Below are 25,114 nucleotides of genomic sequence, written 5' to 3' on the forward strand. Positions count from 1 at the left end.
ATTGCTGAGCAATGGCGCTTTTGTATGCCCGGCGTATTAAGCGGACTATTTCATAAGGTTTTATTTAGTTCGCTGTTTCATTCGTTTCGACCGGACGATCCGGGTCACGACTCCACTCGCTCCATGAGCCGGGATACAGTCTAGGCAGTTCACGCCCAGCCACAGCGTGTGCCAGAATAAGCTGACAAGCACTGACACCCGAGCCGCAGTAGGCAATGGTTTCATCGCTTTGCGGCATCATGCTATCGAGTTCTTCGGCAGCGAGTAGATGATGCGTACTGGCATCCAAGGTATCGCTGCTCGGTAGATTGACTGCCCCGGGAATATGGCCGGCCACAGGATCTATGGGCTCATTTTCGCCGCGATAACGCTCGCCGGCTCGGCCATCAAGCAGCAGCGCATCGCCACGGGCTACATCATCCGCCGTAGCGATCATGTTGTCGTTGAAGCTAGGCTGCCAATTGCTCGGTGTTATCTGCGGCAACGTTTCGCCCTGTTCGACCCGGCCATCTTCTTCTTGCCAGGCTTGCCATCCGCCATCCAATACATGGACATTGCCTTGACCTGCCCAGAGCAGTAACCACCAGGCCCGAGCTGCGGCAAGCTGACCGCCTGCATCATCATAGACAACGACTCGCGTCTGCGGTGAGATGCCCCACTGGCGTAGCTGCTCTGCAAAGGTATCCTTTTTCGGCAAAGGGTGACGCCCACCACCGTTTTCATGATTGGCAGGTGACGCCAGATCCTTGGCCATATCCGCATGAATAGCACCAGGAATATGGCCCTCCTGCCACATTGCGCGCCCCGCCGAGGCATCCATCAACCGCGCACGGCAGTCGAGCACAACGAGCGGCTCATCAGCATCCATCCAGCTCGCTAGAGTGTTCACATCAACCAGCGCAGTGGTCATAAAAGATTCTCCTTACGTGTAGTCAACCGCTTGAGCGGCGCACGCGCCGCGATCAAGCGTCGCCTTCCTGCCTGGCGAAAACGAACGTCAAGGACACAGCGCTCTCCGGCGCCCTCGACGACTTCAATCCTTCCCTGCCCAAAGACCGCATGATGGACCCATTCACCTACCTGCCACTCATTGGCCATCTCCATGCCAGCAGATAGTTTAGGTGAAGCATGGGGCTTCTGCAGTAATGGCAGCACATGATCGATGGCACTTAAATAGCGCCCGACCAATTCAGGTGACGTCACCTCAAGGGGAGCTTGATCACTCTGCGGTGAGTCAGAGGGCCCAGTGTAGAGCGCTTTAGCAACGCGGACACAATCCTGCCAAGCGCTTTCGGTCAGAAAGCGGCTCGGGCGGCGCTGTCCGCCTTCATTCAACATGACCAAGCGCTCCCGCGCACGAGTGACCCCAACATAAAACAATCGACGCTCTTCTTCGAGCAGATCGTCACTCAGCGGTGCATCGCGGCTATATAACGGGAAGTCTTCTTCATTAAGCCCCCACAGCGCCACAAAGGGCCATTCAAGCCCCTTGGCGCTGTGTACCGTAGTAATCAAAACGCCGTCCTGGCGCGTTTCGACAGGGTTTTTCAACAAGGCAATGAACGCCTCGGGATCATCGGCCAGCTCACCGGCCTGCTCGATCAACACATCAAGCAGGCGAATATCTTCTTCTCCCTTTTCACGTCGGGCAGCAGCGCGGCGCAGCAGTTTTTCGGCATCAAGCGTATCGACAACGTGTTCAAGCAATTGGGCAGGTGCCCAGCCTACCAGCCGCGGCAGCTCGCAAAGCAACTCCCAGCGTTTTTTCAGGTTGCGACTCTGAATAGGCTTAAGCCCCTCCAGCAGCGGTGATGACTTGTCGGGCCAACGCTGATTTTCAGCGAGATGCAGGCAGAGACGCTCGAGCCGCTCGCGAGTGACAAACGATGCGGGGTGACTGAACAGCAGTAGAAGATGGCCAGGGTCGGTGAGTTTTGAACCGTGACGGGCAAGCTCAAGGTAGCCGGCCAATGCCTGTACCAGCGGCAGCTTGAATACAAAGCGGTCGTCGCGCCCCAGCCTGAAAGGAATACCCTGGCGCAGAAAATGCAGCTGCACAGAAACAGTCAATGCCCAGCTTCGCATTAGTACTGCAGCCTCATCGAAGCGCCGGCCTTGATGTTGCCAGTCGTGGAGCGCCTTAACCAGATACGACGTGCCAGTACCGGCATCAAGCTGGGTCACAGGATTGGAAGGTGCGGCCAAGGCAATCTGATCAGGACGCTTACGATTGGCGCGAATCGCGTGATTAGCCAACAGCGCCACGGCATGACCATGCCGAAACGTGTATGACAGCGGATAGTCATGCGGCGCGCCGAACATACGAGTAAAACGCTCCAGCATGGCATCGGGACGCGCCCCGCGCCATTCGTAAATGCACTGATTGGCGTCACCCACGGCCATCACGGCTGCCCGTGTACCGGCCAGTATCGCCAGCAGGCGCAGCTGTACTTCATTGATATCCTGATATTCATCCACAATAACATGATCAAGAAATCCCTCGACCCGGGCCCGCGTATCCGTCTCCCGCTCCAGACAACGCAACGGCCGGTAAAGCTGATCGGCGTAGGTCATTACGCCCTGCATTTCCAGCAGCGTTTCGACCTGATGATAGGCAGCAGCGAAATAACGCGTATCCGCGCCAAAATCCAGCGTTTCTAACAGACGCTCCGGGGTTGCCAGCTCACTTTTGACCAGATCACAGAAATTACCAAAAGCTTCAAGGCGATCCGGTTCGAACGCCGCATCGAGCACCGCTCGGTCATCGCCTATGACCTGATAAATAGCCTGTTTGAGAAGACGTTCTCGCTGCCAATCGGCTTCCAGCAATCTTCGTGGCGCAAGCCGCCCCCAACGCGTCAGCGTGCCCGTCAGACGATGACCAATGGAATGAAAGGTACGCACTTGCGGCAGACGCTGCCCTTGTGGCGCTCGCGCAAGGAGCTTGGCGGTAAAGTCTTCGCGAGCCGCGCGATTGAACATCAAGACAAGAATACGCTCGGGCGCTACGCCATTTGCCAACAAGTGAAGCACACGCGCCACTAGCGTCGATGTTTTGCCCGCCCCTGCCACTGCTGCGACACGGGCATGCCCTCCATCATGATGAACAACAGCCTGTTGTTCCTGAGTCAGTGGGACAGATATTGAATGAGCAGTCACAACTGCTCCGCAGATAAACGTCCCAACGGTTGCCAGATGCCCGCACTGATGATGCCCATCTCGTCAATACTTTCATCGCCTCCAGCCTGCGCCACTTCGGCAAGACGATAAAACACATTACGATGCAGACGTGCTTTAAGTCCGAAGCGTACCTCCACGCTGGGGATTACCGCCTCACTTAGCTGAAGGCGATGAGTCTCATCTAACAGGAACTGATCACCGACATCGGTGATTAATAACCAGTTTCCATCTTGAGGATCGGCATCAACGATGAGAAAAGCGCAGTCTTCAACGTGGATGCGCCATTTTTCCTGGGGCAGCACAAGATAATGCTCACCATCCGCTTCACGACGTAACAGTCTGGAAAGCAGACGGCGAACCTTCTCGTTAGTAAAAGGCGAGCCTTCATGATACCAGCGCCCATCGCGTGAAATGGTAAGATCAAGCTCACCACAACAAGCGGGTGACCACTTATCGACAGGCGGAATACGGCTTATGGAATCAACCTGGGTCAGCAGCGTATCAAGCGACATGGCGAGGCTCCGGTCTCCTGACAGGTACTAAAATATCGGCTCAGCTCAGGTTACCCAACTGATCAAGCACCGCCTGTGGCGCCTGCGGGGCAGCATTTCTGAACAGGCGATAGAAGTTTGCGGTCGTCTGCATGGCAACTTCATCGAGACTGATACCACGTACATTAGCAATGGTTCTGGCCACTTCAATGACGTGCCGTGGCTCATTGGGTTTACCACGATGAGGCACCGGAGCCAGATAAGGGCTATCAGTTTCGATCAGCAGGCGATCAAGCGGAATCTGACGCGCCAGCTCGCGTACATTTTCAGCGCTATGGAAAGTGACAATGCCCGACAGTGAAATATAGAAACCGTGACGAATCGCCTCGCGCGCCATATCGATGTCTTCAGTAAAGCAATGCAGTACCCCGCCGATCGCGGGGTCGGTGTATTCACGAATCAAGGCCAGCGTATCTTCCTTGGCACCACGGGTATGCACAATGACCGGCAGTTCCCCTTCATTGGCCGCAATCAGATGATTACGGAAACGCTCATACTGCACATCGCGTAACACATAAGGCGTTTGTTCACCTGACGCGACGATATAATCGAGCCCTACTTCACCTACTGCTACAGGCTCGAAGCGCTCGATATATTCGCGGATTTCATCAAGCGAATACTCCACCTCCAACCGCGTCATGGGATGCACGCCCGCAGAATAAACAACGTCATCATGCTGGCGCGCCATACGCACCAGTTCATCAAGATGACCCATGTCAGTAGCGATGGCCATAAATTGACGTACGCCCTGAGCACGTGCTGCGTCAAGCGCCTCGCTGAGCCCACCGGCATAACCGGAAAGATCAAGCTGATCGAGATGACAGTGCGAATCGACCAGCGTTACCGCTGATGCGCTGGATACGTTAAAGGAGTTGTTCATTGCGAGTTCATATTGGAAGCATTAGATGACACGCTGGCCAGGCAATCCGCGTCAAAGCGTGTACGACGCGTGATCACCGCCCAGCATTCCTGCCAGATGATTTTCGATACGTGTGCGCAGTGCTTGCTCTCCGGCATCGAAATGCACGCCAATGCCTGGCGCGCGCTGCCCCGAAGCACCTGCCGGTGATACCCACGCCACCTCGCCAACGGCAGAGATGTACTCCTGCTCGCCTGGCAGGCGTAATCGCAAATTAACCCGCTGGCCAAGCTCGAAGCGCTCACGAGTCGGCACGAAAATACCACCTCGCTCAAACACAGGCATGTAGGCGGCCAGCAATGTCTTGCTGTTGTCGAATGTCAGTGCCAAGGATTTTTGAGCAGTCATCAATCTATTCTCATCGTTTGGTCCATGCCCACCACGACTGGATGAACCCTGACGGATTGGCTTACTTCAGGAGCGCAACAGTGCCGCCCAGCGCACTAACCAAGATTCAAGCACCAATTGCGCATTAGGATTGCTGCCAGCGGCAAGAAGACGGCGCTGCTCCCGGGCGTAATCGAGCAACCTGAACCAGTCACGCACTCGGCCGTTCTTTACCGCCTGCCGATAGAGAGGAAGCAAATCGGAGTTGCGTATTTGTGCCGTCTCCCCCGACAGGCCCAATCGAATCAAATCCTCAAGCCAAGCAATACCGTACCACAGCACTGAGCTTAGCGCTTGGCGATCGATTCGAGCCGCTTCGGCAACCGGTTCAGCACCGCGAACCAGCGCTTCAAACACCTCGCGCAATGTCTGGCGCAGTTGTCGAGACTCCCCCTGACCAAGTTCAACCGCCAGAAGCGGCTGACCTCCAGCCACGCGCCACCAGAATCTGGCATCCTCGTCATTGCCAAGCTTCTCACGAAGCCAGGGCAAACACTCTGCCTCATCGGGAATAGCAAAGGTCCAGCGCTGGCAACGACTGCGTATGGTGGGCAAAGCCCGCGAAGGGATATCGGCCAACAAAATGAAGAGCGTATTGCTGCCTGGCTCTTCAAGACTTTTTAACAACGCATTTGCTGCCGCGATAGTCATGCCCTCGGCGGGCTGCAGATAGATAACGCGATAGCCGCCTTGTTGCGCCGTTTGAGCAACAAAATCGTTAGCCTCGCGCACACTATCCACACGGATCAATCGACCTTTTTCCGCTGGCTCAATCGTCAGCAGGTTAGGATGATGACCGGCTGTCAGCATACGACAGCTACGGCATTCACCGCAGGCGAACTCACCCGGAGTACGACACAGCATACGTGCCGTCAATGCCTTGGCAAACTGCTCCTTGCCTAGCCCACCGGCACCGGAAAGCATCAGCGCATGCGGAAAGCGGTTACGGTCTGCCAGATCGATTATCTGACGCCATAAAGCGTGCTGCCAGGGAAACGGCTTCATATCCATGCGGCAAGCCGGTCATTGAGCACATCGGCAAGACGAGCCTGCACACCCTCAAGTGGCGCACATGCATCGATGATTTCAAAACGCTCAGGTGCCTCTTCAGCACGCATGAGATAACCGCGCCGCACAGCATCGAAAAAGACGCCATTCTCTTTTTCGAAGCGATCAGGCACACCACCACGCGCCAGCAAACGTTCTTTTGCAACACTAACTGGCATATCGAGCAGTAAGGTTAGATCGGGCGAAAGTCCTTGTTGCACAAACGCTTCCAGCGCAGCGATACGTTCCAACGCTATCCCCCGTGCGGTGCCCTGATAGGCAAACGTTGCATCCGTGAAACGGTCACAGACGACCCAGTCTCCACGCGCCAGCGCTGGGTGAATCAACGTTGCCAAGTGCTGCGCGCGAGCGGCAAAGACCAGCAGTAGCTCGGCATCGTCAGCGAGCTTCTCCTGCGGGCGCGGATCAAGCAGCAATGTCCGTATGGCTTCTGCTCGTTCGGTCCCCCCCGGCTCACGAGTCGTCACGACATTGATGCCGCGCGCGTTTAGGTAATCCTTGACGAAGGTGACATTGGTGCTTTTACCCACCCCCTCGCTGCCTTCCAGCGTAATGAAGCGCCCGCGGGGTTGAGTCATGTTAGGCGTTCCTATCGGCAATCATGTTTATCAACGATTCAATATGTAGCGACGCACAGCCGCGTTATGTTCAGCAAGGGTGCTGGAAAAATGATGGTGCCCATCACCTTTCGAAACGAAATAGAGGCTGTCACCCTGCTTGGGATCGACAGCCGCTTCGAGTGCGGCCAGGCCCGGTAATGCAATAGGCGTGGGAGGCAAACCATCAATGACATACGTATTGTACGCCGTCGCCTTGGTAAGATCAGCACGCGTCAGTGACCCATCATACGCATTACCCAAGCCGTAAATAACGGTGGGATCGGTTTGCAAACGCATGCCACGCTCAAGACGACGTACGAAAACGCCAGCAATCTCACGACGCTCTTCAGGCGCTCCGGTTTCCTTTTCGATCAGAGAAGCAAGAATCAATGCTTGGTAAGCGTTATCCAGCGGTAAACCTTCCTGGCGTTTCTCCCAGGTCTTTGCCAGCGCATCATGCATATGCTGGTAAGCTTGGCGGTAGAGCACGAGATCGCTCGTTCCCTTGTGATAACGATACGTCGAAGGAAAGAAACGGCCTTCAGGCGCTTCATCGCCATGGCCAAGCCTTGTCATCAGCGCTTCATCACTGAGGCCCGCCGTTTCATGCTTCAATTTCGGCGCTTCATCGATCAGGTGTCGCATTTCAGCAAAGGTGCGCCCTTCGGGAATAGTGAGCTGGTAGGTCACCACATCATTACTCGAAAGCTTGGCCAAAAGCTGATAGGCATTCATATCAGGCGTAAGCTTGAACTCACCAGCACGCAGCTTACTAAGATGTTCAGGTTCTAATATGCCCAAGAGCTGATAGGGCCAGACATGATCAATAACGTTACGTGAGGCAAGCTCATCAAGTACATGGTGAACGCTATCACCGCGCTCGACTTCATAAAAGGTATCCTGCTTAAGCGCAATCGGAGCTGTCAGTTGGGCATGCCAGTAAACATAGCCACCGCCTACTGCTACACCTAGCACAATCAACACGATAAACATCCGCTTCAACCAGCGCATGCAAACTCCTATGGCGATACGGGTTCAGACAGTGGCGGGATAGCCCAGCAGCGCATGGGCTTGGGCTTGAAAACGACGCTGATTCTCGGCAACGGCCCAGTTCGCGATCAGGTCACCCGTAGGTTCGAGTAACCGAACGACAGGCCATACGCCTTGTACGGAGTTGAAAACACAAAGCGCATCAGCTCCCGCTATATCTGCAGCACGGGCTTCGGCCTCTTCCAGGCAATCCAGCTCAAGCAACGCCTGACGCAAAGTGCCCGCCACGCCGCACTGGTCCATACGCGGCGTATACCAGCGCTGTTTATGGCACCAGGCCAGATTCATTGCCGTTGCCTCGACTACTCTGCCTGCGCTATCACTGAGCAGACCCTCGGAAATATCGTTATCATGCCACTCGTCACGCGCCAGAACATTCTCAAGCCGATTAAGATGTTTAATACCGGCAAGGATCGGCTGAATAGCCAGTCTGAGCCGACAATGACGCACTACTACGCCGTGTTCCCATCGTATCGTCTGAGGTATGAAAGGCATTGCCTTCCAACGCAGGCGCGGCTCGGCGGGGCGAGGAACGAGATAGCCACGTCCCCCGCTGCCACGAGTCACAATGATTTTCAAGACAGAGAGACCCGGCCCAGCCTGGCAAGGCAACGCATCAAGGCTATCGTGTGATGGCGGAGGAAACCCCAACCTTTCGGCGCCTCGAATCAGACGCGCGATATGCTCCTCCCATAACATGGGACGGCCATCACGGACCAACACCGTTTCGAACACACCGTCGCCGTAGGCAACGCCACGGTCATCGAAAGGAAATGCATCAAGCATCTCGGGCCCCTGATGCGCTGCGACTCAGACCTTGGAAAAGATCAACGAGCCATTGGTTCCACCAAAACCGAACGAGTTCGACAACGTATACTCGATCTTCATATCCCGTGCATTGTGCGGAACATAGTCAAGTACACAGCCTTCGTCGGGGTTATCAAGATTAATCGTCGGTGGTGCAACCTGATCGCGCAGCGCCAGTATGCAGAAGATGGCCTCAACAGCACCGGCAGCGCCAAGCAGATGACCAATCATCGACTTGGTCGAGCTGACCGCAACATGCCTGGATGCCTCTCCCATAACACGCTCGATCGCCTGACTCTCGGCAACATCACCCGCCTGGGTTGATGTACCGTGAGCGTTAATGTAATCAAGCTGGTCGGGATCGATCTTGGCATCTTTGATCGCATTGCGCATGGCAAGTTCGGCACCATGACCATTGGGCGCAGTCATATGATAAGCATCGTCACTCATGCCGAAACCTATCAACTCCGCATAAATCTGTGCGCCTCGAGCTTTGGCATGCTCATACTCTTCCAACACGACGATACCGGCCCCATCGGACAGCACAAAGCCGTCACGATCGCGATCCCAAGGGCGACTGGCCGTTTCTGGACTGTCATTGCGTGTTGAAAGCGCGCGTGCTGCAGAAAACCCACCCAACCCCAGGGGCGTTGTCGCCATCTCCGCGCCACCGCACACCATGATATCGGCATCGCCATAAGCAATGGTACGCGCCGAGTAGCCGATATTGTGGGTTCCGGTCGTGCATGCTGTAGTGATAGCGATATTAGGCCCTTTAAAGCCATGTTGAATCGCCAGATTGCCAGAGATCATATTAATGATCGAACCAGGCACGAAAAACGGTGAAATCTTTCGTGGTCCACCACGATTCAAGGACTCGTGGTTGTTTTCGATCATCGGCAACCCGCCGATTCCTGACCCTATCGCTACACCGATACGTTCAGCGTTCTCTTCGGTGCACTCAATTCCAGCATCCTTGATCGCCTGCGCCGCCGCAGCTACACCATACTGGATAAAGAGGTCCATCTTGCGGGCCTCTTTGGGATTGAAATAAAGGCCAGGTTCGAAATGCTTCACCGAGCCGCTGAACCGGGTATTAAAGCCGCTAGCGTCAAAATGCTCGATCGGAGTAATACCGCTCTTGCCGGCCTTTATATTGCTCCAGCTTTCCTCGACGGTATTACCAACCGGGGTCACCAGGCCAAGTCCGGTTACCACGACCCTTCTGCGAGGCATTGGCACTCCTCCAAACAACCAGATGAATACGGCGTCGCCGTAAGTTCAATGCGCGCCCATCAACTGATGATTACGCACGATTAAGAATGCAACATTATACTGCTTATCGCATGAGTTGAATGATGAAATACTCATCATTTTCTCTGCATACAAAACGAAAGCCGCTCTGTTTCCAGAGCGGCTTTATAACGCGCAAGCGGCGTAAAAGCCGCTCAAACGCTATTACTGATGAGCGACGATGTAGTCGATCGCTTCCTGTACGGTAGTGATCTTTTCTGCTTCCTCGTCGGGGATTTCAGTATCGAATTCCTCTTCAAGCGCCATTACCAATTCGACGGTGTCGAGCGAATCAGCGCCGAGGTCTTCAGTGAAGGAAGAGCTGTTCTGGATCTCTTCTTCCTTAACATTAAGGCGCTCAGCCACAACCTTCTTTACGCGCTCTTCGATGGTACTCATTATCTCGTTACTCCTAGTGGTACGAATCCGCTTGCTCCAAAAGCTGCGGGTAGTTTATAGGCCGCTTTTAAACGACGCAACCGCACATCACATGCTTATCAACGCATGTTCATGCCACCATTGACATGCAACGTTTCGCCTGTGATATAAGCCGCCGCATCACTTGCTAAAAAAGCCACTGCTGCAGCGATTTCTTCCGGCTGACCTAGGCGAGACAGAGGAATTTGCGCTTTCAGTGCCGCTTGCTGCGTTTCAGGCAAATTCTCGGTCATATCAGTGGCAATAAAGCCCGGCGCCACAGCATTGACTGTAATGCCACGCGACCCGACCTCACGTGCCAAAGAACGCGTAAATCCCTCCATACCCGCTTTGGCAGCAGCATAGTTGGCTTGGCCGGCATTTCCCAGCGTAGCCACAACTGAGCTGATATTGATGATGCGTCCGAATCTTGCACGCGTCATACCACGCAAGCAGGCCTTTGATACACGGTAGACGGATTTCAGGTTAGTATCCAACACTTCGTCCCATTCACCATCTTTCATGCGCAGCAGCAGGTTATCACGAGTAATGCCTGCATTGTTGACGACGATAGTCGGCACCCCAAAATCAGCCTCGATTGACTTCAATAAAGCATCGATCGCCGCGCTATCATTGACATTCAACATGCGTCCGGCACCGGTGACACCCTGCGCCTCAAGATCTTCACTGATACGCTCGGCGCCACTTTCACTGGTTGCAGTACCAATGACCACATGGCCCTGGCGTCCCAGCTCACGCGCAATTGCGCGGCCGATACCTCGACTTGCACCGGTTACCAATGCAACTTTAGCTTCGCTTGTCATGATAAGACTCACTTATTGTCTTCGGCGATAGTTTCGCGTGCTAGCTCCAGCGCAGCGCTCAGGCTTTCAGGATCATTCACTGCAAGCCCTCTTATCTGACGGTCGATACGCTTACCCAAGCCAGTCAATACCTTGCCCGGCCCGCACTCAATAAATACACGCGCCCCGCTGCTCACCATACTTTCGACGCATTGCGTCCAGCGCACGGGGCAATAAAGCTGCGCCACCAGCCGCTCGGTTAACGCCTCAGTGTCCTCATGCGCACTTGCATCGACATTTTGCACAACACGATAGCGCGGCGTTTTGATCTCAATGGCATGAATGCCTTCAAGCAACCGTTCCGCAGCAGGCTTCATCAAATCACAATGGGACGGCACGGATACAGGCAGTGGCATGGCTCGCTTGGCGCCAGCCTCCTGACATAGCGCAATCGCACGATCAACGGCACCCTTTTGCCCGGCAATCACGACTTGCCCTGGCGCGTTATAATTTACCGCCGCGACAATATCATTCTGTGCCGCATCACGGCAGGCCTTCTCGACTGCACTATCGTCTAATCCCAAAATAGCGGCCATGGCGCCTTCACCCTCAGGCACGGCTGCCTGCATCGCTTCGCCACGCAGGCGAACCAGGCGTAGCCCCTCGGCAAAGCCGATCGCGCCAGAGCATACCAATGCACTATATTCACCCAGGCTATGGCCTGCCATTACCGCTGGGCGAGGGCCTTCCAGTTCCTGCCACACGCGCCAGATAGCAACGCTTGACGCCAAAAGGGCCGGCTGTGTACATGCCGTCGCGTTCAATGCTTCAGCAGGGCCTTCCTGAACGACGTTCCACAGGTCGTAACCCAGCGCACCAGAGGCTTCTTCAAAAGTCGTGCGCACCACGCTGTAACGCTCGGCCAGCTCTCGCAGCATCCCTATCTGCTGAGAGCCCTGACCAGGAAATACGAGGGCCAGGGTATCGGTCATGACGGTCACCTATCCATATTAGGTTGATCGAATCGGGGCGCATGCCCATTCTTCATTAAACCGCACGCGGCTCAAGAAAGAATGCACGAACCCTACTCATCCTGCCTCTTGGCGGAGACCTTGTGCCAACCGCACCGGTAATGCCTGTAAAGCCTCGCTGTATGCTCGAGAAATCGCAAATGAAAATCCCAGAGCATCAGCTCCACCATGGCTTTTCACTACAGTCTCCGCCAAACCAAGCAGGCTTGCGCCATTGTAACGTACCGGGTCGAGTTCCTGCTTAAAACGCGACAATGCCGGTCGAGCCAACAAGCTCACCAGCCGCGTACGCCAATTCGCTTCGAACGTCATCTGCAGGCGCTGCCCCAGCATACGTGCAAGGCCCTCACTGCTTTTGAGCGCCACGTTACCCACGAAACCATCGCACACTACTACATCCGTAGTGCCAGCAAAAATATCATCGCCTTCGATATACCCTACATAGTGGAACATCGAAGAAAGACTCTCACGCAACAAATGATCCGTTTCACGAACGCGTCGCTCACCCTTGACATCTTCGATACCGATATTCAAAAGTGCGACACGCGGCATTTCGAGGCCGTCAACAACACGGGCCATGACAGCCCCCATCCGTGCAAACTGCACGAGATGAAAAGGCTGACAATCAACATTTGCGCCCAAATCAAGCATATAACAGCGACCATCGGAAACCGTCGGCACGGCTGTACTGATGGCGGGTCGAGTAATCCCTTCGGTCATACCCAGATACCGGCGTGCTATAGCCATCAGCGCCCCGGTATTACCAGCGCTAACACATGCGCTTGCCTCGCCATCACGCAGGGCGCGAAGGCTACAATGCAGACTTGAATTTTCAGGGGATCGCAGAACACTGGAGGGACGCGCCGAAGCAGAAATAACCGACTTGGCATCTACAAGCACGATACGTGAGCGAACAGACCAGTATCGCTTAGGTAAACACTTTAAAGCATCATCAAGCAACGAGCGCGGACCATACAACAACACTTCAATATCTTGATGAAGCTGCAATGCATGCGCTGCTCCCTGCATAGTAGCGCGGGGACCGTAGTCCCCGCCCATTGCATCGACGGCGATACGCAAAGTGCGTACGCTCTAAAGCCGAATCAGGCTTCAGTATCGATGACTTTACGACCGCGATAGTAGCCATCCGGAGCCACATGATGGCGGCGATGAGTAGTACCGGTTTCCTTGTCCTGAGATAGCGCAGGCGCAGTCAGGGCATCATGGGAACGGCGCATGCCGCGTTTGGAACGGGTTTTACGATTCTGTTGAACAGCCATGTTTCTTCTCCAGTCGTAGGTCGAAAGGAATCAGGTTTTATCCTTCAGCGTACGCAGCACACTGAACGGGTTGGGAGCGGTATCGTCTGAGCCATCTACGTCTTCACCGCTTTGCAGCTGATCGCGAGAGACAGCACAATCCGCCTCATCGTGGTAAACCACCTGCGGTAGCGTCAGAAGAATTTCATCCTCGACAACCGGCAGAAGATCAAGCTTCTCGTCCTCCACGAGCACCGGCTCGTAGCGTCCGGGCAGGTTGGCAGCCAGAGCATCGCTGGTTACCATCCCGAGCAGGAAGTCGCTCTTGAGACTGACAGGCATAGGCTGAAGACAACGCTGACAAGGCAGCATGACATCAGCCGTCAGATCGCCCTCAATGAAATATTGACGCTGCGCATCAATATCAAATGAGAGCCTGGCAAGGCAGTCACCCTCCTGAGCACCAATCGCCTCGACAAGCCTAGGCATGTCGGTAAGCTTGACGCTTCCCTCCAGACGTTCGGCACTGGCGGCGAGTCGGTAAGGCTCGACGGTATTCGGTAATCGCGTGGTTGACATAGGCGCGCAATAATAGGGATTGTCAGTGTTCGTGTCAAAGTACTTGCAGTATCAAGCCGGTCATTTACATCATTTACTGGCTTTCATCTTGGTTTTCGTATTGGAAAACCATTCATAACGCATATTACTCAGCCACGTATTTCAAACTCATCGTTAATTTAAGGGTAGCGCATGCCACAGCTCATACTTGCTTCAGGGTCTCGCTGGAGACGTCAGCTTCTTGAACGGCTGGGCCTCCCCTTCTTATGCGTCAGTCCGGATATCGATGAAACAGCTCGCCCAGGCGAGACACCACACGCACTGGTCCACCGCCTGGCGCTATCCAAGGCCACTGCAGTGGCCGAGCAGCACAAAAACCATCTAGTTATCGGCTCTGATCAGGTTGCCGTATTCGAAAATACTATTCTTGGCAAACCGCACGACGCAGAAACCGCGCGCAGGACACTAGCGCGTTTTTCGGGACAACGGGTACGCTTTTTAACCGGCCTGGCCGTGATTGACAGCACTAAAAACACCCATCAGGTCAGCGTGGAATCCTACGATGTAGTCTTTCGCTGCTTAAGTCACGCCGAGATAGAAGCTTATGTCGCCCGAGAGCAACCTCTCGATAGCGCAGGCAGTTTCCGCATGGAAGGGTTAGGCATCACCCTGTTTGAAAGCCTTGAAGGCAATGACCCTAATACGCTGATTGGCCTGCCGCTCATACGCCTGTGTGCGATGCTCAGAGAGGCAGGTCTAGACCCTCTATTAGCTAAGGCATAGCCCGAGGGTCAACGTATTTATCATGGCGCCTGGTATCTAAGCGGTGAGGCATGATTGATCGTGTCGAGCCCGAGCCATTCGGCAGCAACGCGACCGAACTGGCGTGAAAGCTTTTCGAATGGATCGATATCGGGCGTATAGTCAACGGTTTCATCGGAACCCACCGTTTCACGAGCAAACTGATCAAGCCCCTTCAAGCCGTCAATAAGGCCCAGTGGCAGCGCCTGCTCTCCCGTCCAGATCAGACCTGAGAACAGTTGCGGATCGTTACTTAGACGGTCACCACGTCCTTTCTTGACGTCGTCAATAAACTGACGATGGGTCGTATCGAGGACTTCCTGCCAGAACTGGCGCTGCTCATCCCCGATAGGCGTGAAGGGATCAAGAAAATCCTTGTTCTCTCCGGAAGTAAACACTCGGCGCTCAACACCCAGCTTATCGATAGCTCCCTGCAGGCCAAAGCCTGAGTAGATCACGCCAATCGAGCCAACTAAACTGGCGGGGGCCGCATAGATATCATCAGCCGCAGATGCAATATAGTAAGCACCGCTGGCACCGATATCCTCGATCACCGCAACGATCGGCTTGCCGCCCTGGTCATGAAGGCGACGGATCTCGTCATAGACACGTTGCGACTGTACAGGTGATCCACCGGGGCTATTGATGTGCAATACCACCGCCTTGGCTGCTGGATTATTCCAGGCCTGATCCAACCCTTCGATAATGCGTTCAGCACTGGCCTGAGCATCGCCATCAATGACTCCCTTCACCTCGATCACGCCCACGTGTGGCGTGGATGGCATGTCTTCACCATCCGCCGTCCAAACGCCAAAGGCGATCACGGCGACAATGAAAAGAATCACCAGGCAACGAAACAGTCGAAAGAATATCTTCCAGCGCCGACTGCGCCGACGTTCCTTGACCATTTCCCCCAGCCAGCGATCCATCATCTCGGTCTGGGCAAGCATTTGACGTTCACGCAACACGGCGGGAGATTCCCGTTCCTGTCCCGTCCCATCAGATGCTGCATTGCCATGCGCACCTTCTATGCGCTCATCAGTCCAGGGATCATGCGAACGTTCATCACTCATGCTTGCCACTTCCTTCTATTAACTCACTCTCCATGGGACCAATGACTCTTTTATCAGCCACCAGCCAATCGACCAGCTCCGTAAAATGATCCGCCACCATGACAGGTTTGAAAGCTTCCAGTCTCTTCCGACTATGAACGCCGTAAGTCACTGCAGCGCAATCCATACCCAGCGCGACAGCCATCCCCATATCATATTCGCTGTCACCCACCATCAGCGCCTCATCCGCCGCCACATCAAGTTCACTGATCAGTTCAACAAGCATTAGCGGGTCCGGTTTGGAGAGCGTCATGTCCGCTGTCCTACTGGCATGAAACCAGGGGCCACACGCTGTCTTGTTAAAGATGCGATCAAGCCCGCGTCGACTCTTGCCCGTTGCCACAGCAAGCAACTGCGAGGGATTCTGACGCAGCCTCGCAATGCCTGACTCAACGCCTGCAAAGAAAGGCATTGAAGGCAACGCTTCTTCAGCCGTAACGAAATGATTTGCATAATGTTGGCGCATCAATTCAGCACGTCTGCTATCGATACCTGGACACAAACGTGCGATGGCTTCCGGCAAGCCCAGCCCAATGATGTCACGTACGGCCTCATGTGAAAGCGCTGGCCACTCGATATCGCGTGCAGCAGCCTGCATGCAGGCAACGATACGCGCCTCGGAATCCATTAACGTTCCATCCCAGTCAAAAATGACGAGTCGATAGCGCACAGTGGCTTCCTTAATGATTACATTCATATGCAAGCGGGCAGCATGTCAGATCAATCTAACGCGCGGCTACATGGCGTGATGAACAAGCTCACCATCAACTCAAGCTTCTCGCCCTTGCCAACACCCCTTCCAGTGCGCCATCAAGCGAAGCCTTGACGGTAATCGGTCGTTGGCTCTTCGGATCAGGAAACGTCAGCGTATAGGCATGTAGAAACAGCCTTTCGAGCTTCAGCTGAGCCGCAAGCCGCTCGGTGTCACGCGAACCATATTTGGCGTCACCCAACAGCGGATAACCGGCATGCTGCGCATGCACACGAATCTGATGAGTACGTCCCGTGATCGGCTCAGCCTCGATCAGCGTTGTTCCCTTGAAGACTTCACGTACAGCAAACCGCGTCCGTGAACGCTTGCCCTCTCCCTTATCGACTTTCACGCGCCGCTCTCCATTGCCCGCATCGTAGCGTGACAAGGGTGCACTAACCCAGTCACGCCGCTCCGGCCAACGCCCGGCTACCAAGGCCAGATAGATTTTCTCCATTTTCTTTTCTTTTAGCGCTGCATTCAGCGACAACAATGACTCACGCGATTTAGCGAGCAGTAGACAGCCCGATGTATCGCGATCAAGCCGATGCACCAACTCAAGAAAAGAGAGATCGTCACGAATCTGACGCAACGCTTCGATCAAACCAATCTTGACGCCACTGCCACCGTGCACAGCTAGACCGGAAGGCTTGTTGATGACCAGCCAATCCTTGGACTCCGCCAACACGTTACCGGCAAGCAAGTTCTTCAAATTATCGCTCACCTCGCGCACCGCCTCCTCGGGTGCCAGCCTCAACGGGGGGACGCGCACCTTGTCACCCACCGCCAACCGCTGATCAACCTTGGCGCGCTTGCCATTGACGCGCACTTCGCCCCGGCGAACGATGCGATACACCAACGCACGCGGCGCACCCTTCAAACGGGTATGGAGAAAATTGTCGAGCCGTTGCCCGACCTGGCCCTCGGTCACTTCGAGCCACTGAACCTCACGCCCTTCGGCCATACCTTCACCTTCACTTATCGCGAAAAGCCACCTGCCTTCGGCAAGTGGACACATAACTTGTAAAACTCGGCATTCTAGCTGATTCGAGACGCCTTGACCCCAATTGCTGGGGGTAGGCTTTACTGTTATATTCCAAACTCGCTTTGATGGGCGATAAATGCCCAAGTACAGCGCCTGCCCTTAAAGGACATGCAGGCCGAAGCGACGAATACTGAAAACGTTAAACAGTCACGTATCAGAAGTAGCGCAAGACCACGTATTGCTGGATAGAAGTAACAACGTATTGCAACGCCCGGGTTCCAAATGATCACGGGGTAAAACCACCACCGTGCCGGAGGCCGGCGTCGCCGAATCGACGAATGCAGGTGTCTGGCGGTTGACTTCAAGGACCGGTAGAGCGTCAAAACGCCACCGTGACATGTCCTGACACCGCCGCGTACTCAACATGATCACATCACGTTCTCAGCATTTGCCGAACGGGAAAAGAGAGCGTGTAACACGCATCCTCGACATGCGCTGAGCACAACACAAAGCAGTAGCGGTTCGCCGTCGCCGACGTTATCGAGCGGCGCCTTCCGGCGCGTTCAGTCAGCGAGACGACATGAAACGGATGCTCATTAACGCGACCCAACCCGAAGAATTACGGGTCGCGCTAGTCGATGGACAACGCTTGTATGACCTGGATATTGAATCCGGGGCTAGAGAACAGAAGAAAGCCAATATTTACCGCGGCAAGATTACTCGTGTCGAACCGAGTCTCGAAGCTGCCTTTGTCGACTTTGGTGCCGAGCGTCACGGCTTTCTTCCTCTCAAGGAAATTTCGCGAGAATATTTTCTCAAGGACCCGTCCCAGTCCGGACGTCCCAACATCCGCGAAGTCCTCAAGGAAGGCCAGGAAGTCATTGTCCAGGTCGACAAGGAAGAACGAGGCAACAAGGGTGCCGCACTAACGACGTTCATCAGTCTGGCTGGGCGCTTTTTAGTCCTGATGCCTAATAACCCGCGTGCCGGTGGTATTTCACGTCGCATCGAAGGTGAGGAACGCACTCAGCTCAAAGATGCAATGAATCAGCTCACCCTGCCTGAAAAGATGGGCGTAATCGTCCGCACAGCAGGTATTGGCCGCAGCGCTGAAGAGTTGCAATGGGATCTGGATTATCTCGTTCAGGTATGGGAATCGATCACCGAAGAGGCCAGCAAACGCGCAGCGCCCTTCCTTATCTATCGTGAATCGAACGTTATCATCCGCGCGATGCGTGACTATCTGCGCCAGGATATCGGTGAGGTACTGGTCGATAATCCCGACGCGCATGGCGAGGCGCTCGGCTTCATCCAGCAGGTAATGCCATCCTATCAGCAGAAAGTTAAGCTGTACGTGGATGATGTACCGCTGTTTTCTCGTTTCCAGATTGAATCACAGATCGAGACGGCTTATCAGCGTGAAGTCAAACTGCCTTCTGGCGGCTCAATTGTCATCGACCACACCGAAGCATTGGTGTCCATCGACATCAACTCGGCGCGTGCCACGCGTGGCGGTGACATTGAAGAAACCGCCTTGCAGACCAACCTCGAAGCTGCCGACGAGATAGCGCGTCAGCTGCGTCTGCGTGATATCGGTGGTCTGGTGGTGATCGATTTCATCGATATGACTCCCGCCAAGAATCAGCGCGATGTCGAAAATCGTGTTCGCGAAGCGCTCAAGCTCGACCGCGCCCGCGTTCAGATCGGACGCATTTCACGCTTTGGCCTGATGGAAATGTCACGCCAAAGACTGCGTCCCTCGCTTGGCGAAACCAGTGGCGTCGTCTGCCCACGCTGCGATGGACAAGGCACGATTCGTGATGTGCGCTCACTGGCCCTGTCCGTGATGCGTCTGATCGAAGAAGAAGCGATGAAAGAGCGCAGCTCTCAGATTCGCGCCATCCTGCCGGTTCCTGTAGCGACCTATCTTCTTAATGAAAAGCGTGAAGTGCTTGGTATTATCGAGAAGCGCCAGGGCGTCAAGGTCATGCTGCTGCCTAATCCTGACATGGATACGCCGCATTATGACGTTCAGCGTCTGCGTGATGACCAAGTAGATGAAGATGACGCACTCAAGTCGAGCTTCGAGCTTTCAGTTGACTCTGATGCCATTGCCACTGAAGAAACCGCCTTCGAGAAACCTGCGGTACGTGCTGAAGCCGCTGTAAAAACCGTTGCTCATACCGCACCGGTTCCTCCCTCGCTGACCCAGGATACTGTCACGGAACCGTCAAATGAGGTTAGCGGCGGTGGTGGCTTTATCAGCCGGCTATTCAAGGGAGTGAATCGATTGCTGGGCGGCAGTGAGTCCGCTGCTACGCCAGATGAACAAAAAGCCCCTTCTTCGCCCAGCCCGAGTGCCTCTCAGGAGTCATCTGCAAAAAGCGCAGCGCAGACTGCTACCAAACGCGACACCTCTTCTCAGGATGATAATTCGCGTAGCCAGAGTGGCAACCGTCAGCGGAATGAGCGTAGCGACCGCCCCAATCGCAGCAAGCGTGACGAACAGCCGAGCCGTGATGAGAAGCGCGATAACCAGCGCAACGAAAACCCGCGCGGTGAACGTCAACGCAGCGAGAAAAATAGCGATAATGGCCGTAACGAACGGCGCAGCAACCGTCAGGAAACGCGCAGCGATAAGGTGCAGGACAAGCCTCGTCAGGATCATGCTCCCTCCAAGGCTGAGCCAGGCAAGGATGATGACGCCAAGGGAGCAACAACAGAACGCGGTGAACACGCGCAAAATGATACGCGAGAAGAAAGTAACAAGAAGCCCAAGCGTACGCGCAATAATCCGCGCCAGCGGACCCGCACTCAGGCACTAAATCCAGCGGCCATTGCTGAGCAGGAACGTTTGCAAGCGGAAGCTACCACTCAGGAAGACGACTCATCCGCTACGTCTCAGCCCACGGCGCCCAAGAAAGAGAAGCCCTCAAGGCCTGCCAAAGATGCCAAGGCTGAATCCAAGCGTTCAGTAGCCGATACTGGGGCCTCAGCGCCCCAGTCAAATGGTGAAGAATCTGCTCGCGACGGTGCAAGCCCAGCAGGCAATACGGATCAGCGTGCGGCCGGCCAAGCCTCAGGCAGTGACACTCCCCAGGAAGCGCAGGGAGCCAGCGTGACGCAGGATGTCGAAAAACAGACACCGAGCGAAAACGCCAATGATACTTCCCTGCAAGCGAATGCCCCGAAGCAGACTCAGCCAGATCAGCCTGCCGAAACCGCAGCGCTAGATACCACCGCTGAACCCGCGGCGAGTGCCATGGGTGAACGCCACCAGCAGCAGGCTGAAAAAGCAGAAAAGCCCGAGAGCGCCGAGCAGAAAATGCCCAAGGCCACCGGCACAGCGTTAGTCAGGCAGGACGACAGCATAGCTGCAATGCCAGGCAAGCGTGAGACCAAGGTGGAAACTGAGAGCTCTGCTCCGGCTAAGCCAGACTCGCCAGAGCAGCACAACGAGAAGCAGCCAGAAGCTCAGCCCAAGGCGCCCCATCCGCGTGAAAGCCGCAAACCTCGAACGATGGGCAATAGAGCTACCAAGCGTGAAGATACCACGACGGCTGCTGCCGAAGGTACCGCGCCAGCTGACACCGCACCACAACAAAGCAGTGCCGCTGAAGAGGCGAAGCCGCGTAGTAAACCAATGCTGACGGAGCAGCCTCATGAGCGCAATATCGAGGCGAGTGAGCAAGGTCAAGAGGCAGCCGTTGCAAACGTCAATTCCGCTTCAGCACAGGAAAATACGTCCACAACGCAGGCAGACGATAGCTCTCAGCAGCCCTCGCCTGCTGAAAAAGCGGATGCCAGTGCCGCAAGTGAAGCGCCGACACGTCGCCGCCGGGCATACAATGATCCACGCGAAGTGCGTCGTCGCCAAATGCAGGAGAAAAAAGACTGATGTTCAAGAAGCATTAGTTTCATCCTGAACATCAGTAACAAAAAAGCCCGCCAATTGGCGGGCTTTTTATCGATGTTCTACAGCCAATCGCGCTAAAGTCCTTTCAACAGCTTTTAATGGCCTTCATTGCCTATAACACGAGGCTCCGGCTCAAGCATCACCCCGAAACATTCGTACACTGCTAGCTTTATCCGCTCGGCTAAATCAAGCAATTCTCTGGCGTTTCCTCCGCCATGATGCACTAAAACGAGTGCCTGACGGTCGTGTACACCAACGTGCTGCTCCCTATATCCCTTGAAACCGCAGCGTTCAATCAGCCAGCCAGCAGCCAGCTTGGCATCTCCCGTCACGGTCGGATATATCGGCATATCAGGATATGACTGGTACAGACGCGATGCCAATGATTCGGCAACGACAGGATTCTTGAAAAAGCTCCCGACATTACCCAACACCGCCGGGTCAGGTAACTTTTCCCGACGCAGAGCGCAAATAGCGTCGACAATATCAATTGGTATTGGTTTAACGGGTACTCGCTGACTGAGCCCACCATATTCGAGCCGAGGCTTGGGCTCACGCTCCAGACGCAAGACTACACGAACGATAACAACGCGATCCTGCAGGGCATGTTTGAAGATACTGTCACGATAACCAAAACAACACGCCTCACGGGTGAGTATTTCATAGCGGCCGTCTTCAAGATGAACGATATGAACCGCCTCGAGTACATCAGCAAGCTCGACACCGTAGGCACCAATATTCTGGATGGGAGCCGCACCGGTACAACCGGGAATCAGCGCCAAATTCTCCGTTCCCCACCAGCCGGCCTGAGCAAGCTCGACGACCAAGGTATGCCAAGGCACACCCGCTTCGACATGCAATAATGCCCGCTTATCGTCAAGTGCCTCAATCCAGCGGGCCTGACCTACCGGACGCAATACCAAGCCGGAAAGATAATGTTGCATGATGACATTGCTGCCACCGCCCAACACTGTCAGTGGCCAGCAGTAACGACGCGCCAGCGCCAATGCCTGACACGCCTCGTCCAGAGTTGCCACTTCAACGTAACGAGAAGCCAGCGCAGAAAAACCAAGTGTATTAGCGTCGGTCAACGCGACATTATGGCGTACTCGCACCGCTTATACCTCATGCCGTGTACGCAGATGAGCAATCAACCCATCACTGGCCGACTCAATCAACTCATAAGCATAGGCAAACCCTTCGCGACCACCATAATAAGGGTCAGGAACTTCACGAACAGCGGGGGTTTCTGCAAAATCGAGCAGTAAACCAATGTGGGCTTGGCAATCGGCAGGCCTTCGCGACATCAATACATCAAGATTATCTTGATCCATCGCCAAGATGTAATCAAACGTCATTAAATCACTATCTTCAAGTTGGCGAGCCCGCAGTGTATCGATTGATAAACCGCGCATCATGGCTTCATTGCAGGCTCGCTCATCCGGCGGCTTGCCTACATGCCAATGTCCTGTACCGCAGGAGTCGACTGATACGACATGCGTCAATCCCGCAGAGGCAAGCTTGGCATGAAAAACACCCTCCGCTGTCGGAGAGCGACAGATGTTGCCCAGGCAGACGAACAACACCTTAATCATTGTTTGTCCTGCATCAGTATACGAATACGTTCAAGATCCTCTGGCGTATCAACACCAGCCGGATAGTCAAGCGGAGTAATGGCGACCTGGATACGATGGCCGTAATACATCGCCCGCAACTGCTCAAGCTGTTCAATTTCTTCAATTGGCGCTGATGTCCATTTAACATACTCAGCCAGAAAGCCAGCACGATAAGCATAGATACCGATGTGACGTAGCCAGCCCTCACCCAGGCCAGCAGTCGGCCGTCCAGTTGCGAAGCGATCACGATCCCATGGAATGGGTGCACGAGAAAAATAAAGTGCCCGCCCCCCAACATCCCGTACTACCTTGACCACGCTGGAGCGCATCATGGTATCGAAATCGTCAATCGTTTCTGCCAGTGTCGCAATCGAGGCCTGCTTATCGGCAGAAAGACGCGATGCGACCAGATTGATTAGTGCTGGAGGCAACAGCGGTTCATCGCCCTGCACATTGACTACCTGGGCATCGGCGGGTAACTGCAACCGCGCAGCCACCTCCGCAAGGCGGGCCGTCCCATTGGGATGATCGGACTTGGTCAGCATTACCTCGGCACCAAAGCCGCAGGCAACACGTTCGATCTGCTCACTGTCGGTGGCGATGATTACTCGTGAAGCATTCGATTCAGTAGCGCGCATCCAGACGTGTTCAATCATCGACCGCCCTGCGATATCAGCCAATGGCTTGCCGGGCAAGCGAGACGACGCGTAACGCGCCGGAATCACGACGATGAATTCATCCGTCATGCCAGATGATCTCTGCCTACCTTGTTTTTACCAAGCTTTTCTTCAACGCTCATGAGTCGTGCTTCCTCTTCCAGCATGACGGGAATACCGTCGCGCACGGGATAGGCCAAACCGCTCTCGCGACACTTGAGCTCATTGGCATCACGGTCGTATTCGAGCTTGCCTTGGCTGCGTGGACACACCAGCATGGCGAGTAATTGCTTGTCTATCATCTTGCATCCCTTAATGTAGTCGAACCGTATACGCGCTATCAGCCTTCGAGCTTATCAAGCCGCTTGACTAGCCAATCAATCAGAGGCGCTTCAGGCTGCGCTTCGACATCTAGCGCCCAGCAGCGCTCGTTAGCGAAATGTCGGCACTTTACGGCATCCTTTGCTGTCATGATGACCGGCAGATTATCGGCAAATTTAAGATCTGTCGCCGTGAAACGGTGATGATCAGGCAAAGGATGCCGCTCAAAATCAATACCCAACTGCTCCAGCGTGCGGAAAAAGCGCTGCGGATTTCCAATACCTGCAGTGGCATGCACGTGTCCTGAAAACGGCCGTTCATCGATACCGTAGCAGACGTTATCGATCAGATGACGCCAGGCACGCGGCACCAGCGACATCGAATACTGCGAAGCAGGTATTTTAACGTCAAGCGCGCCGTTGGTGATAACGGCATCGACATCCGCCAGCCGAGACAAAGGCTCCCTTAAAGGTCCCACTGGCAGGCAGTGATGGTTGCCGAAGCCCCTTTCACCATCAACCACGACCAGCTCAATATCCCGACCCAGCTGGAGATGCTGTAGACCATCGTCAGACAGCAAAATATCGCATCCTGCGGCAATCAACTTGCGCGCCGCCCGAGGTCTATCAGGATCAACCACAACCGGCAGCCCGGTCTGCTGCGCCAGCATTACCGGTTCATCACCGGCATACTCGGTATTGGCGCTTGCATCGACATAAAAAGGATAACGCGGCGCACGGCCGCCATATCCTCTCGATATAATGCCCGGCCGCCAGCCTCGCTCAGCCAACCATCGCCCCAGCCAAGCCACCAGCGGCGACTTGCCTGTCCCGCCTACGGTAATATTGCCGACCACAATGACCGGTACAGAAGCTTGCCAGATAGGACGACGCCCGCTGACATAGCTTTCGCGCCGCCGCGTCACAACCCGGCTATATATAGCTTCCAGAGGCGTCAAGGCCTTCAGCCAGGCAGCATCAGTATACCAGGCATTTTCCAGCCAGCTCATTTGCTCTCCCGGCGCCCCATGATAT

26 protein-coding genes are annotated in these 25,114 nt (G+C 54.8%); 2 read left to right on the forward strand and 24 right to left on the reverse strand.

Features of this window, described 5'->3' with window-relative positions:
* Positions 1–64: 64 nt before the first annotated feature.
* The 16 genes from C3Z11_RS06140 to C3Z11_RS06215 form a co-directional block, all read right to left on the reverse strand.
* The gene (locus C3Z11_RS06140) at positions 65–910 is read right to left on the reverse strand and encodes a sulfurtransferase (protein WP_106477078.1); all 846 of its coding nucleotides are present in this window, start codon (positions 908–910) and stop codon (positions 65–67) included.
* A complete protein-coding gene (locus C3Z11_RS06145; protein ID WP_262927272.1) occupies positions 907–3,159 on the reverse strand; it encodes an ATP-dependent helicase in 2,253 nt (750 codons plus the stop codon). Before C3Z11_RS06145 ends, C3Z11_RS06140 begins: the two co-directional genes overlap by 4 nt.
* Positions 3,156–3,692 (reverse strand): DUF1285 domain-containing protein, encoded by a 537-nt coding sequence (locus C3Z11_RS06150; RefSeq protein WP_106477079.1) that lies wholly within the window; start codon positions 3,690–3,692, stop codon positions 3,156–3,158. The genes C3Z11_RS06145 and C3Z11_RS06150 overlap by 4 nt, the downstream gene beginning before the upstream one ends.
* A 40-nt stretch (positions 3,693–3,732) precedes the next feature.
* Entirely contained in the window at positions 3,733–4,611 is an 879-nt protein-coding gene (locus C3Z11_RS06155) for a TatD family hydrolase (protein WP_106477080.1), read from the reverse strand.
* A 51-nt stretch (positions 4,612–4,662) separates the two neighbouring features.
* Positions 4,663–4,998 carry a PilZ domain-containing protein gene (locus C3Z11_RS06160; RefSeq protein WP_106477081.1) on the reverse strand — a complete coding sequence of 112 codons (336 nt, stop codon included), beginning with the start codon at positions 4,996–4,998 and terminating at the stop codon, positions 4,663–4,665.
* 66 nt (positions 4,999–5,064) lie between these two features.
* Positions 5,065–6,048: a DNA polymerase III subunit delta' gene (locus tag C3Z11_RS06165; RefSeq protein WP_106477082.1), complete on the reverse strand. Its 984-nt coding sequence runs from the start codon at positions 6,046–6,048 to the stop codon at positions 5,065–5,067.
* Positions 6,039–6,683: a dTMP kinase gene (tmk, locus tag C3Z11_RS06170; RefSeq protein WP_106477083.1), complete on the reverse strand. Its 645-nt coding sequence runs from the start codon at positions 6,681–6,683 to the stop codon at positions 6,039–6,041. Before tmk ends, C3Z11_RS06165 begins: the two co-directional genes overlap by 10 nt.
* A gap of 30 nt (positions 6,684–6,713) precedes the next feature.
* The gene (gene mltG / locus C3Z11_RS06175) at positions 6,714–7,715 is read right to left on the reverse strand and encodes an endolytic transglycosylase MltG (RefSeq protein WP_106477084.1); all 1,002 of its coding nucleotides are present in this window, start codon (positions 7,713–7,715) and stop codon (positions 6,714–6,716) included.
* A gap of 24 nt (positions 7,716–7,739) precedes the next feature.
* The gene (gene pabC, locus C3Z11_RS06180; protein ID WP_106477085.1) at positions 7,740–8,540 is read right to left on the reverse strand and encodes an aminodeoxychorismate lyase; all 801 of its coding nucleotides are present in this window, start codon (positions 8,538–8,540) and stop codon (positions 7,740–7,742) included.
* A 24-nt stretch (positions 8,541–8,564) separates the two neighbouring features.
* The gene (fabF, locus tag C3Z11_RS06185; protein WP_106477086.1) at positions 8,565–9,797 is read right to left on the reverse strand and encodes a beta-ketoacyl-ACP synthase II; all 1,233 of its coding nucleotides are present in this window, start codon (positions 9,795–9,797) and stop codon (positions 8,565–8,567) included.
* A 222-nt stretch (positions 9,798–10,019) separates the two neighbouring features.
* Complete coding sequence (acpP, locus tag C3Z11_RS06190) at positions 10,020–10,253, reverse strand: acyl carrier protein (RefSeq protein WP_019951639.1); 234 nt, start codon at positions 10,251–10,253, stop codon at positions 10,020–10,022.
* 98 nt (positions 10,254–10,351) lie between these two features.
* Entirely contained in the window at positions 10,352–11,095 is a 744-nt protein-coding gene (gene fabG / locus C3Z11_RS06195) for a 3-oxoacyl-ACP reductase FabG (protein ID WP_106477087.1), read from the reverse strand.
* A gap of 8 nt (positions 11,096–11,103) precedes the next feature.
* Positions 11,104–12,066, reverse strand: coding sequence for an ACP S-malonyltransferase (gene fabD, locus C3Z11_RS06200; protein ID WP_106477088.1), 963 nt, complete (start codon positions 12,064–12,066; stop codon positions 11,104–11,106).
* A gap of 96 nt (positions 12,067–12,162) precedes the next feature.
* Positions 12,163–13,185 (reverse strand): phosphate acyltransferase PlsX, encoded by a 1,023-nt coding sequence (plsX, locus tag C3Z11_RS06205; protein ID WP_106477089.1) that lies wholly within the window; start codon positions 13,183–13,185, stop codon positions 12,163–12,165.
* 23 nt (positions 13,186–13,208) lie between these two features.
* Entirely contained in the window at positions 13,209–13,385 is a 177-nt protein-coding gene (rpmF, locus tag C3Z11_RS06210) for a 50S ribosomal protein L32 (RefSeq protein ID WP_106477090.1), read from the reverse strand.
* A gap of 30 nt (positions 13,386–13,415) precedes the next feature.
* Positions 13,416–13,943 carry a YceD family protein gene (locus C3Z11_RS06215; RefSeq protein WP_106477091.1) on the reverse strand — a complete coding sequence of 176 codons (528 nt, stop codon included), beginning with the start codon at positions 13,941–13,943 and terminating at the stop codon, positions 13,416–13,418.
* A 171-nt stretch (positions 13,944–14,114) separates the two neighbouring features.
* Between C3Z11_RS06215 and C3Z11_RS06220 the strand changes: the two genes are divergently transcribed.
* Entirely contained in the window at positions 14,115–14,705 is a 591-nt protein-coding gene (locus C3Z11_RS06220) for a Maf family protein (protein ID WP_106477092.1), read from the forward strand.
* Positions 14,706–14,725: 20 nt separating this feature from the next.
* On the opposite strand, the gene sppA is transcribed toward C3Z11_RS06220, so the two are convergent.
* The 3 genes from sppA to C3Z11_RS06235 all read right to left on the reverse strand — a co-directional run bounded on the left by sppA (position 14,726) and on the right by C3Z11_RS06235 (position 17,550).
* Complete coding sequence (sppA, locus tag C3Z11_RS06225) at positions 14,726–15,796, reverse strand: signal peptide peptidase SppA (RefSeq protein WP_106477093.1); 1,071 nt, start codon at positions 15,794–15,796, stop codon at positions 14,726–14,728.
* Positions 15,789–16,505 carry an HAD family hydrolase gene (locus C3Z11_RS06230; RefSeq protein ID WP_106477094.1) on the reverse strand — a complete coding sequence of 239 codons (717 nt, stop codon included), beginning with the start codon at positions 16,503–16,505 and terminating at the stop codon, positions 15,789–15,791. Before C3Z11_RS06230 ends, sppA begins: the two co-directional genes overlap by 8 nt.
* Positions 16,506–16,599: 94 nt before the next feature.
* Positions 16,600–17,550 carry an RluA family pseudouridine synthase gene (locus C3Z11_RS06235; protein ID WP_106477095.1) on the reverse strand — a complete coding sequence of 317 codons (951 nt, stop codon included), beginning with the start codon at positions 17,548–17,550 and terminating at the stop codon, positions 16,600–16,602.
* Between the two features lie 601 nt (positions 17,551–18,151).
* Here C3Z11_RS06235 and rne point away from each other — a divergent pair.
* Complete coding sequence (rne, locus tag C3Z11_RS06240) at positions 18,152–21,469, forward strand: ribonuclease E (protein WP_106477096.1); 3,318 nt, start codon at positions 18,152–18,154, stop codon at positions 21,467–21,469.
* A gap of 113 nt (positions 21,470–21,582) precedes the next feature.
* On the opposite strand, the gene murB is transcribed toward rne, so the two are convergent.
* From murB to lpxK, 5 genes are read right to left on the reverse strand one after another with little or no spacing between them, the layout of a single operon-like run.
* Positions 21,583–22,602, reverse strand: coding sequence for a UDP-N-acetylmuramate dehydrogenase (gene murB, locus C3Z11_RS06245; RefSeq protein WP_106477097.1), 1,020 nt, complete (start codon positions 22,600–22,602; stop codon positions 21,583–21,585).
* A 3-nt stretch (positions 22,603–22,605) separates the two neighbouring features.
* The gene (locus C3Z11_RS06250) at positions 22,606–23,082 is read right to left on the reverse strand and encodes a low molecular weight protein-tyrosine-phosphatase (RefSeq protein WP_262927273.1); all 477 of its coding nucleotides are present in this window, start codon (positions 23,080–23,082) and stop codon (positions 22,606–22,608) included.
* Positions 23,079–23,849, reverse strand: coding sequence for a 3-deoxy-manno-octulosonate cytidylyltransferase (gene kdsB, locus C3Z11_RS06255; RefSeq protein ID WP_106477098.1), 771 nt, complete (start codon positions 23,847–23,849; stop codon positions 23,079–23,081). The genes C3Z11_RS06250 and kdsB overlap by 4 nt, the downstream gene beginning before the upstream one ends.
* Positions 23,846–24,058 (reverse strand): Trm112 family protein, encoded by a 213-nt coding sequence (locus C3Z11_RS06260; protein ID WP_262927325.1) that lies wholly within the window; start codon positions 24,056–24,058, stop codon positions 23,846–23,848. Before C3Z11_RS06260 ends, kdsB begins: the two co-directional genes overlap by 4 nt.
* Before the next feature lie 41 nt (positions 24,059–24,099).
* Positions 24,100–25,089 carry a tetraacyldisaccharide 4'-kinase gene (lpxK, locus tag C3Z11_RS06265; RefSeq protein WP_106477100.1) on the reverse strand — a complete coding sequence of 330 codons (990 nt, stop codon included), beginning with the start codon at positions 25,087–25,089 and terminating at the stop codon, positions 24,100–24,102.
* Positions 25,090–25,114 lie beyond the last annotated feature (25 nt).

The organism is Phytohalomonas tamaricis (assembly GCF_003012345.1).
GTDB classification, from domain to species: Bacteria; Pseudomonadota; Gammaproteobacteria; order Pseudomonadales; family Halomonadaceae; genus Phytohalomonas; species Phytohalomonas tamaricis.

Bases quoted from the DNA above. Each gene is read 5' to 3' on its own strand.
- C3Z11_RS06140 (WP_106477078.1), bottom strand. From the start codon at position 910: ATGACCACTGCGCTGGTTGATGTGAACACTCTAGCGAGCTGGATGGAT.
- C3Z11_RS06150 (WP_106477079.1), bottom strand. From the start codon at position 3,692: ATGTCGCTTGATACGCTGCTGACCCAGGTTGATTCCATAAGCCGTATT.
- C3Z11_RS06155 (WP_106477080.1), bottom strand. From the start codon at position 4,611: ATGAACAACTCCTTTAACGTATCCAGCGCATCAGCGGTAACGCTGGTC.
- C3Z11_RS06160 (WP_106477081.1), bottom strand. From the start codon at position 4,998: ATGACTGCTCAAAAATCCTTGGCACTGACATTCGACAACAGCAAGACA.
- C3Z11_RS06165 (WP_106477082.1), bottom strand. From the start codon at position 6,048: ATGGATATGAAGCCGTTTCCCTGGCAGCACGCTTTATGGCGTCAGATA.
- tmk (WP_106477083.1), bottom strand. From the start codon at position 6,683: ATGACTCAACCCCGCGGGCGCTTCATTACGCTGGAAGGCAGCGAGGGG.
- mltG (WP_106477084.1), bottom strand. From the start codon at position 7,715: ATGCGCTGGTTGAAGCGGATGTTTATCGTGTTGATTGTGCTAGGTGTA.
- pabC (WP_106477085.1), bottom strand. From the start codon at position 8,540: ATGCTTGATGCATTTCCTTTCGATGACCGTGGCGTTGCCTACGGCGAC.
- fabF (WP_106477086.1), bottom strand. From the start codon at position 9,797: ATGCCTCGCAGAAGGGTCGTGGTAACCGGACTTGGCCTGGTGACCCCG.
- acpP (WP_019951639.1), bottom strand. From the start codon at position 10,253: ATGAGTACCATCGAAGAGCGCGTAAAGAAGGTTGTGGCTGAGCGCCTT.
- fabG (WP_106477087.1), bottom strand. From the start codon at position 11,095: ATGACAAGCGAAGCTAAAGTTGCATTGGTAACCGGTGCAAGTCGAGGT.
- fabD (WP_106477088.1), bottom strand. From the start codon at position 12,066: ATGACCGATACCCTGGCCCTCGTATTTCCTGGTCAGGGCTCTCAGCAG.
- rpmF (WP_106477090.1), bottom strand. From the start codon at position 13,385: ATGGCTGTTCAACAGAATCGTAAAACCCGTTCCAAACGCGGCATGCGC.
- C3Z11_RS06215 (WP_106477091.1), bottom strand. From the start codon at position 13,943: ATGTCAACCACGCGATTACCGAATACCGTCGAGCCTTACCGACTCGCC.
- C3Z11_RS06220 (WP_106477092.1), top strand. From the start codon at position 14,115: ATGCCACAGCTCATACTTGCTTCAGGGTCTCGCTGGAGACGTCAGCTT.
- sppA (WP_106477093.1), bottom strand. From the start codon at position 15,796: ATGAGTGATGAACGTTCGCATGATCCCTGGACTGATGAGCGCATAGAA.
- C3Z11_RS06235 (WP_106477095.1), bottom strand. From the start codon at position 17,550: ATGGCCGAAGGGCGTGAGGTTCAGTGGCTCGAAGTGACCGAGGGCCAG.
- rne (WP_106477096.1), top strand. From the start codon at position 18,152: ATGAAACGGATGCTCATTAACGCGACCCAACCCGAAGAATTACGGGTC.
- C3Z11_RS06250 (WP_262927273.1), bottom strand. From the start codon at position 23,082: ATGATTAAGGTGTTGTTCGTCTGCCTGGGCAACATCTGTCGCTCTCCG.
- kdsB (WP_106477098.1), bottom strand. From the start codon at position 23,849: ATGACGGATGAATTCATCGTCGTGATTCCGGCGCGTTACGCGTCGTCT.
- lpxK (WP_106477100.1), bottom strand. From the start codon at position 25,089: ATGAGCTGGCTGGAAAATGCCTGGTATACTGATGCTGCCTGGCTGAAG.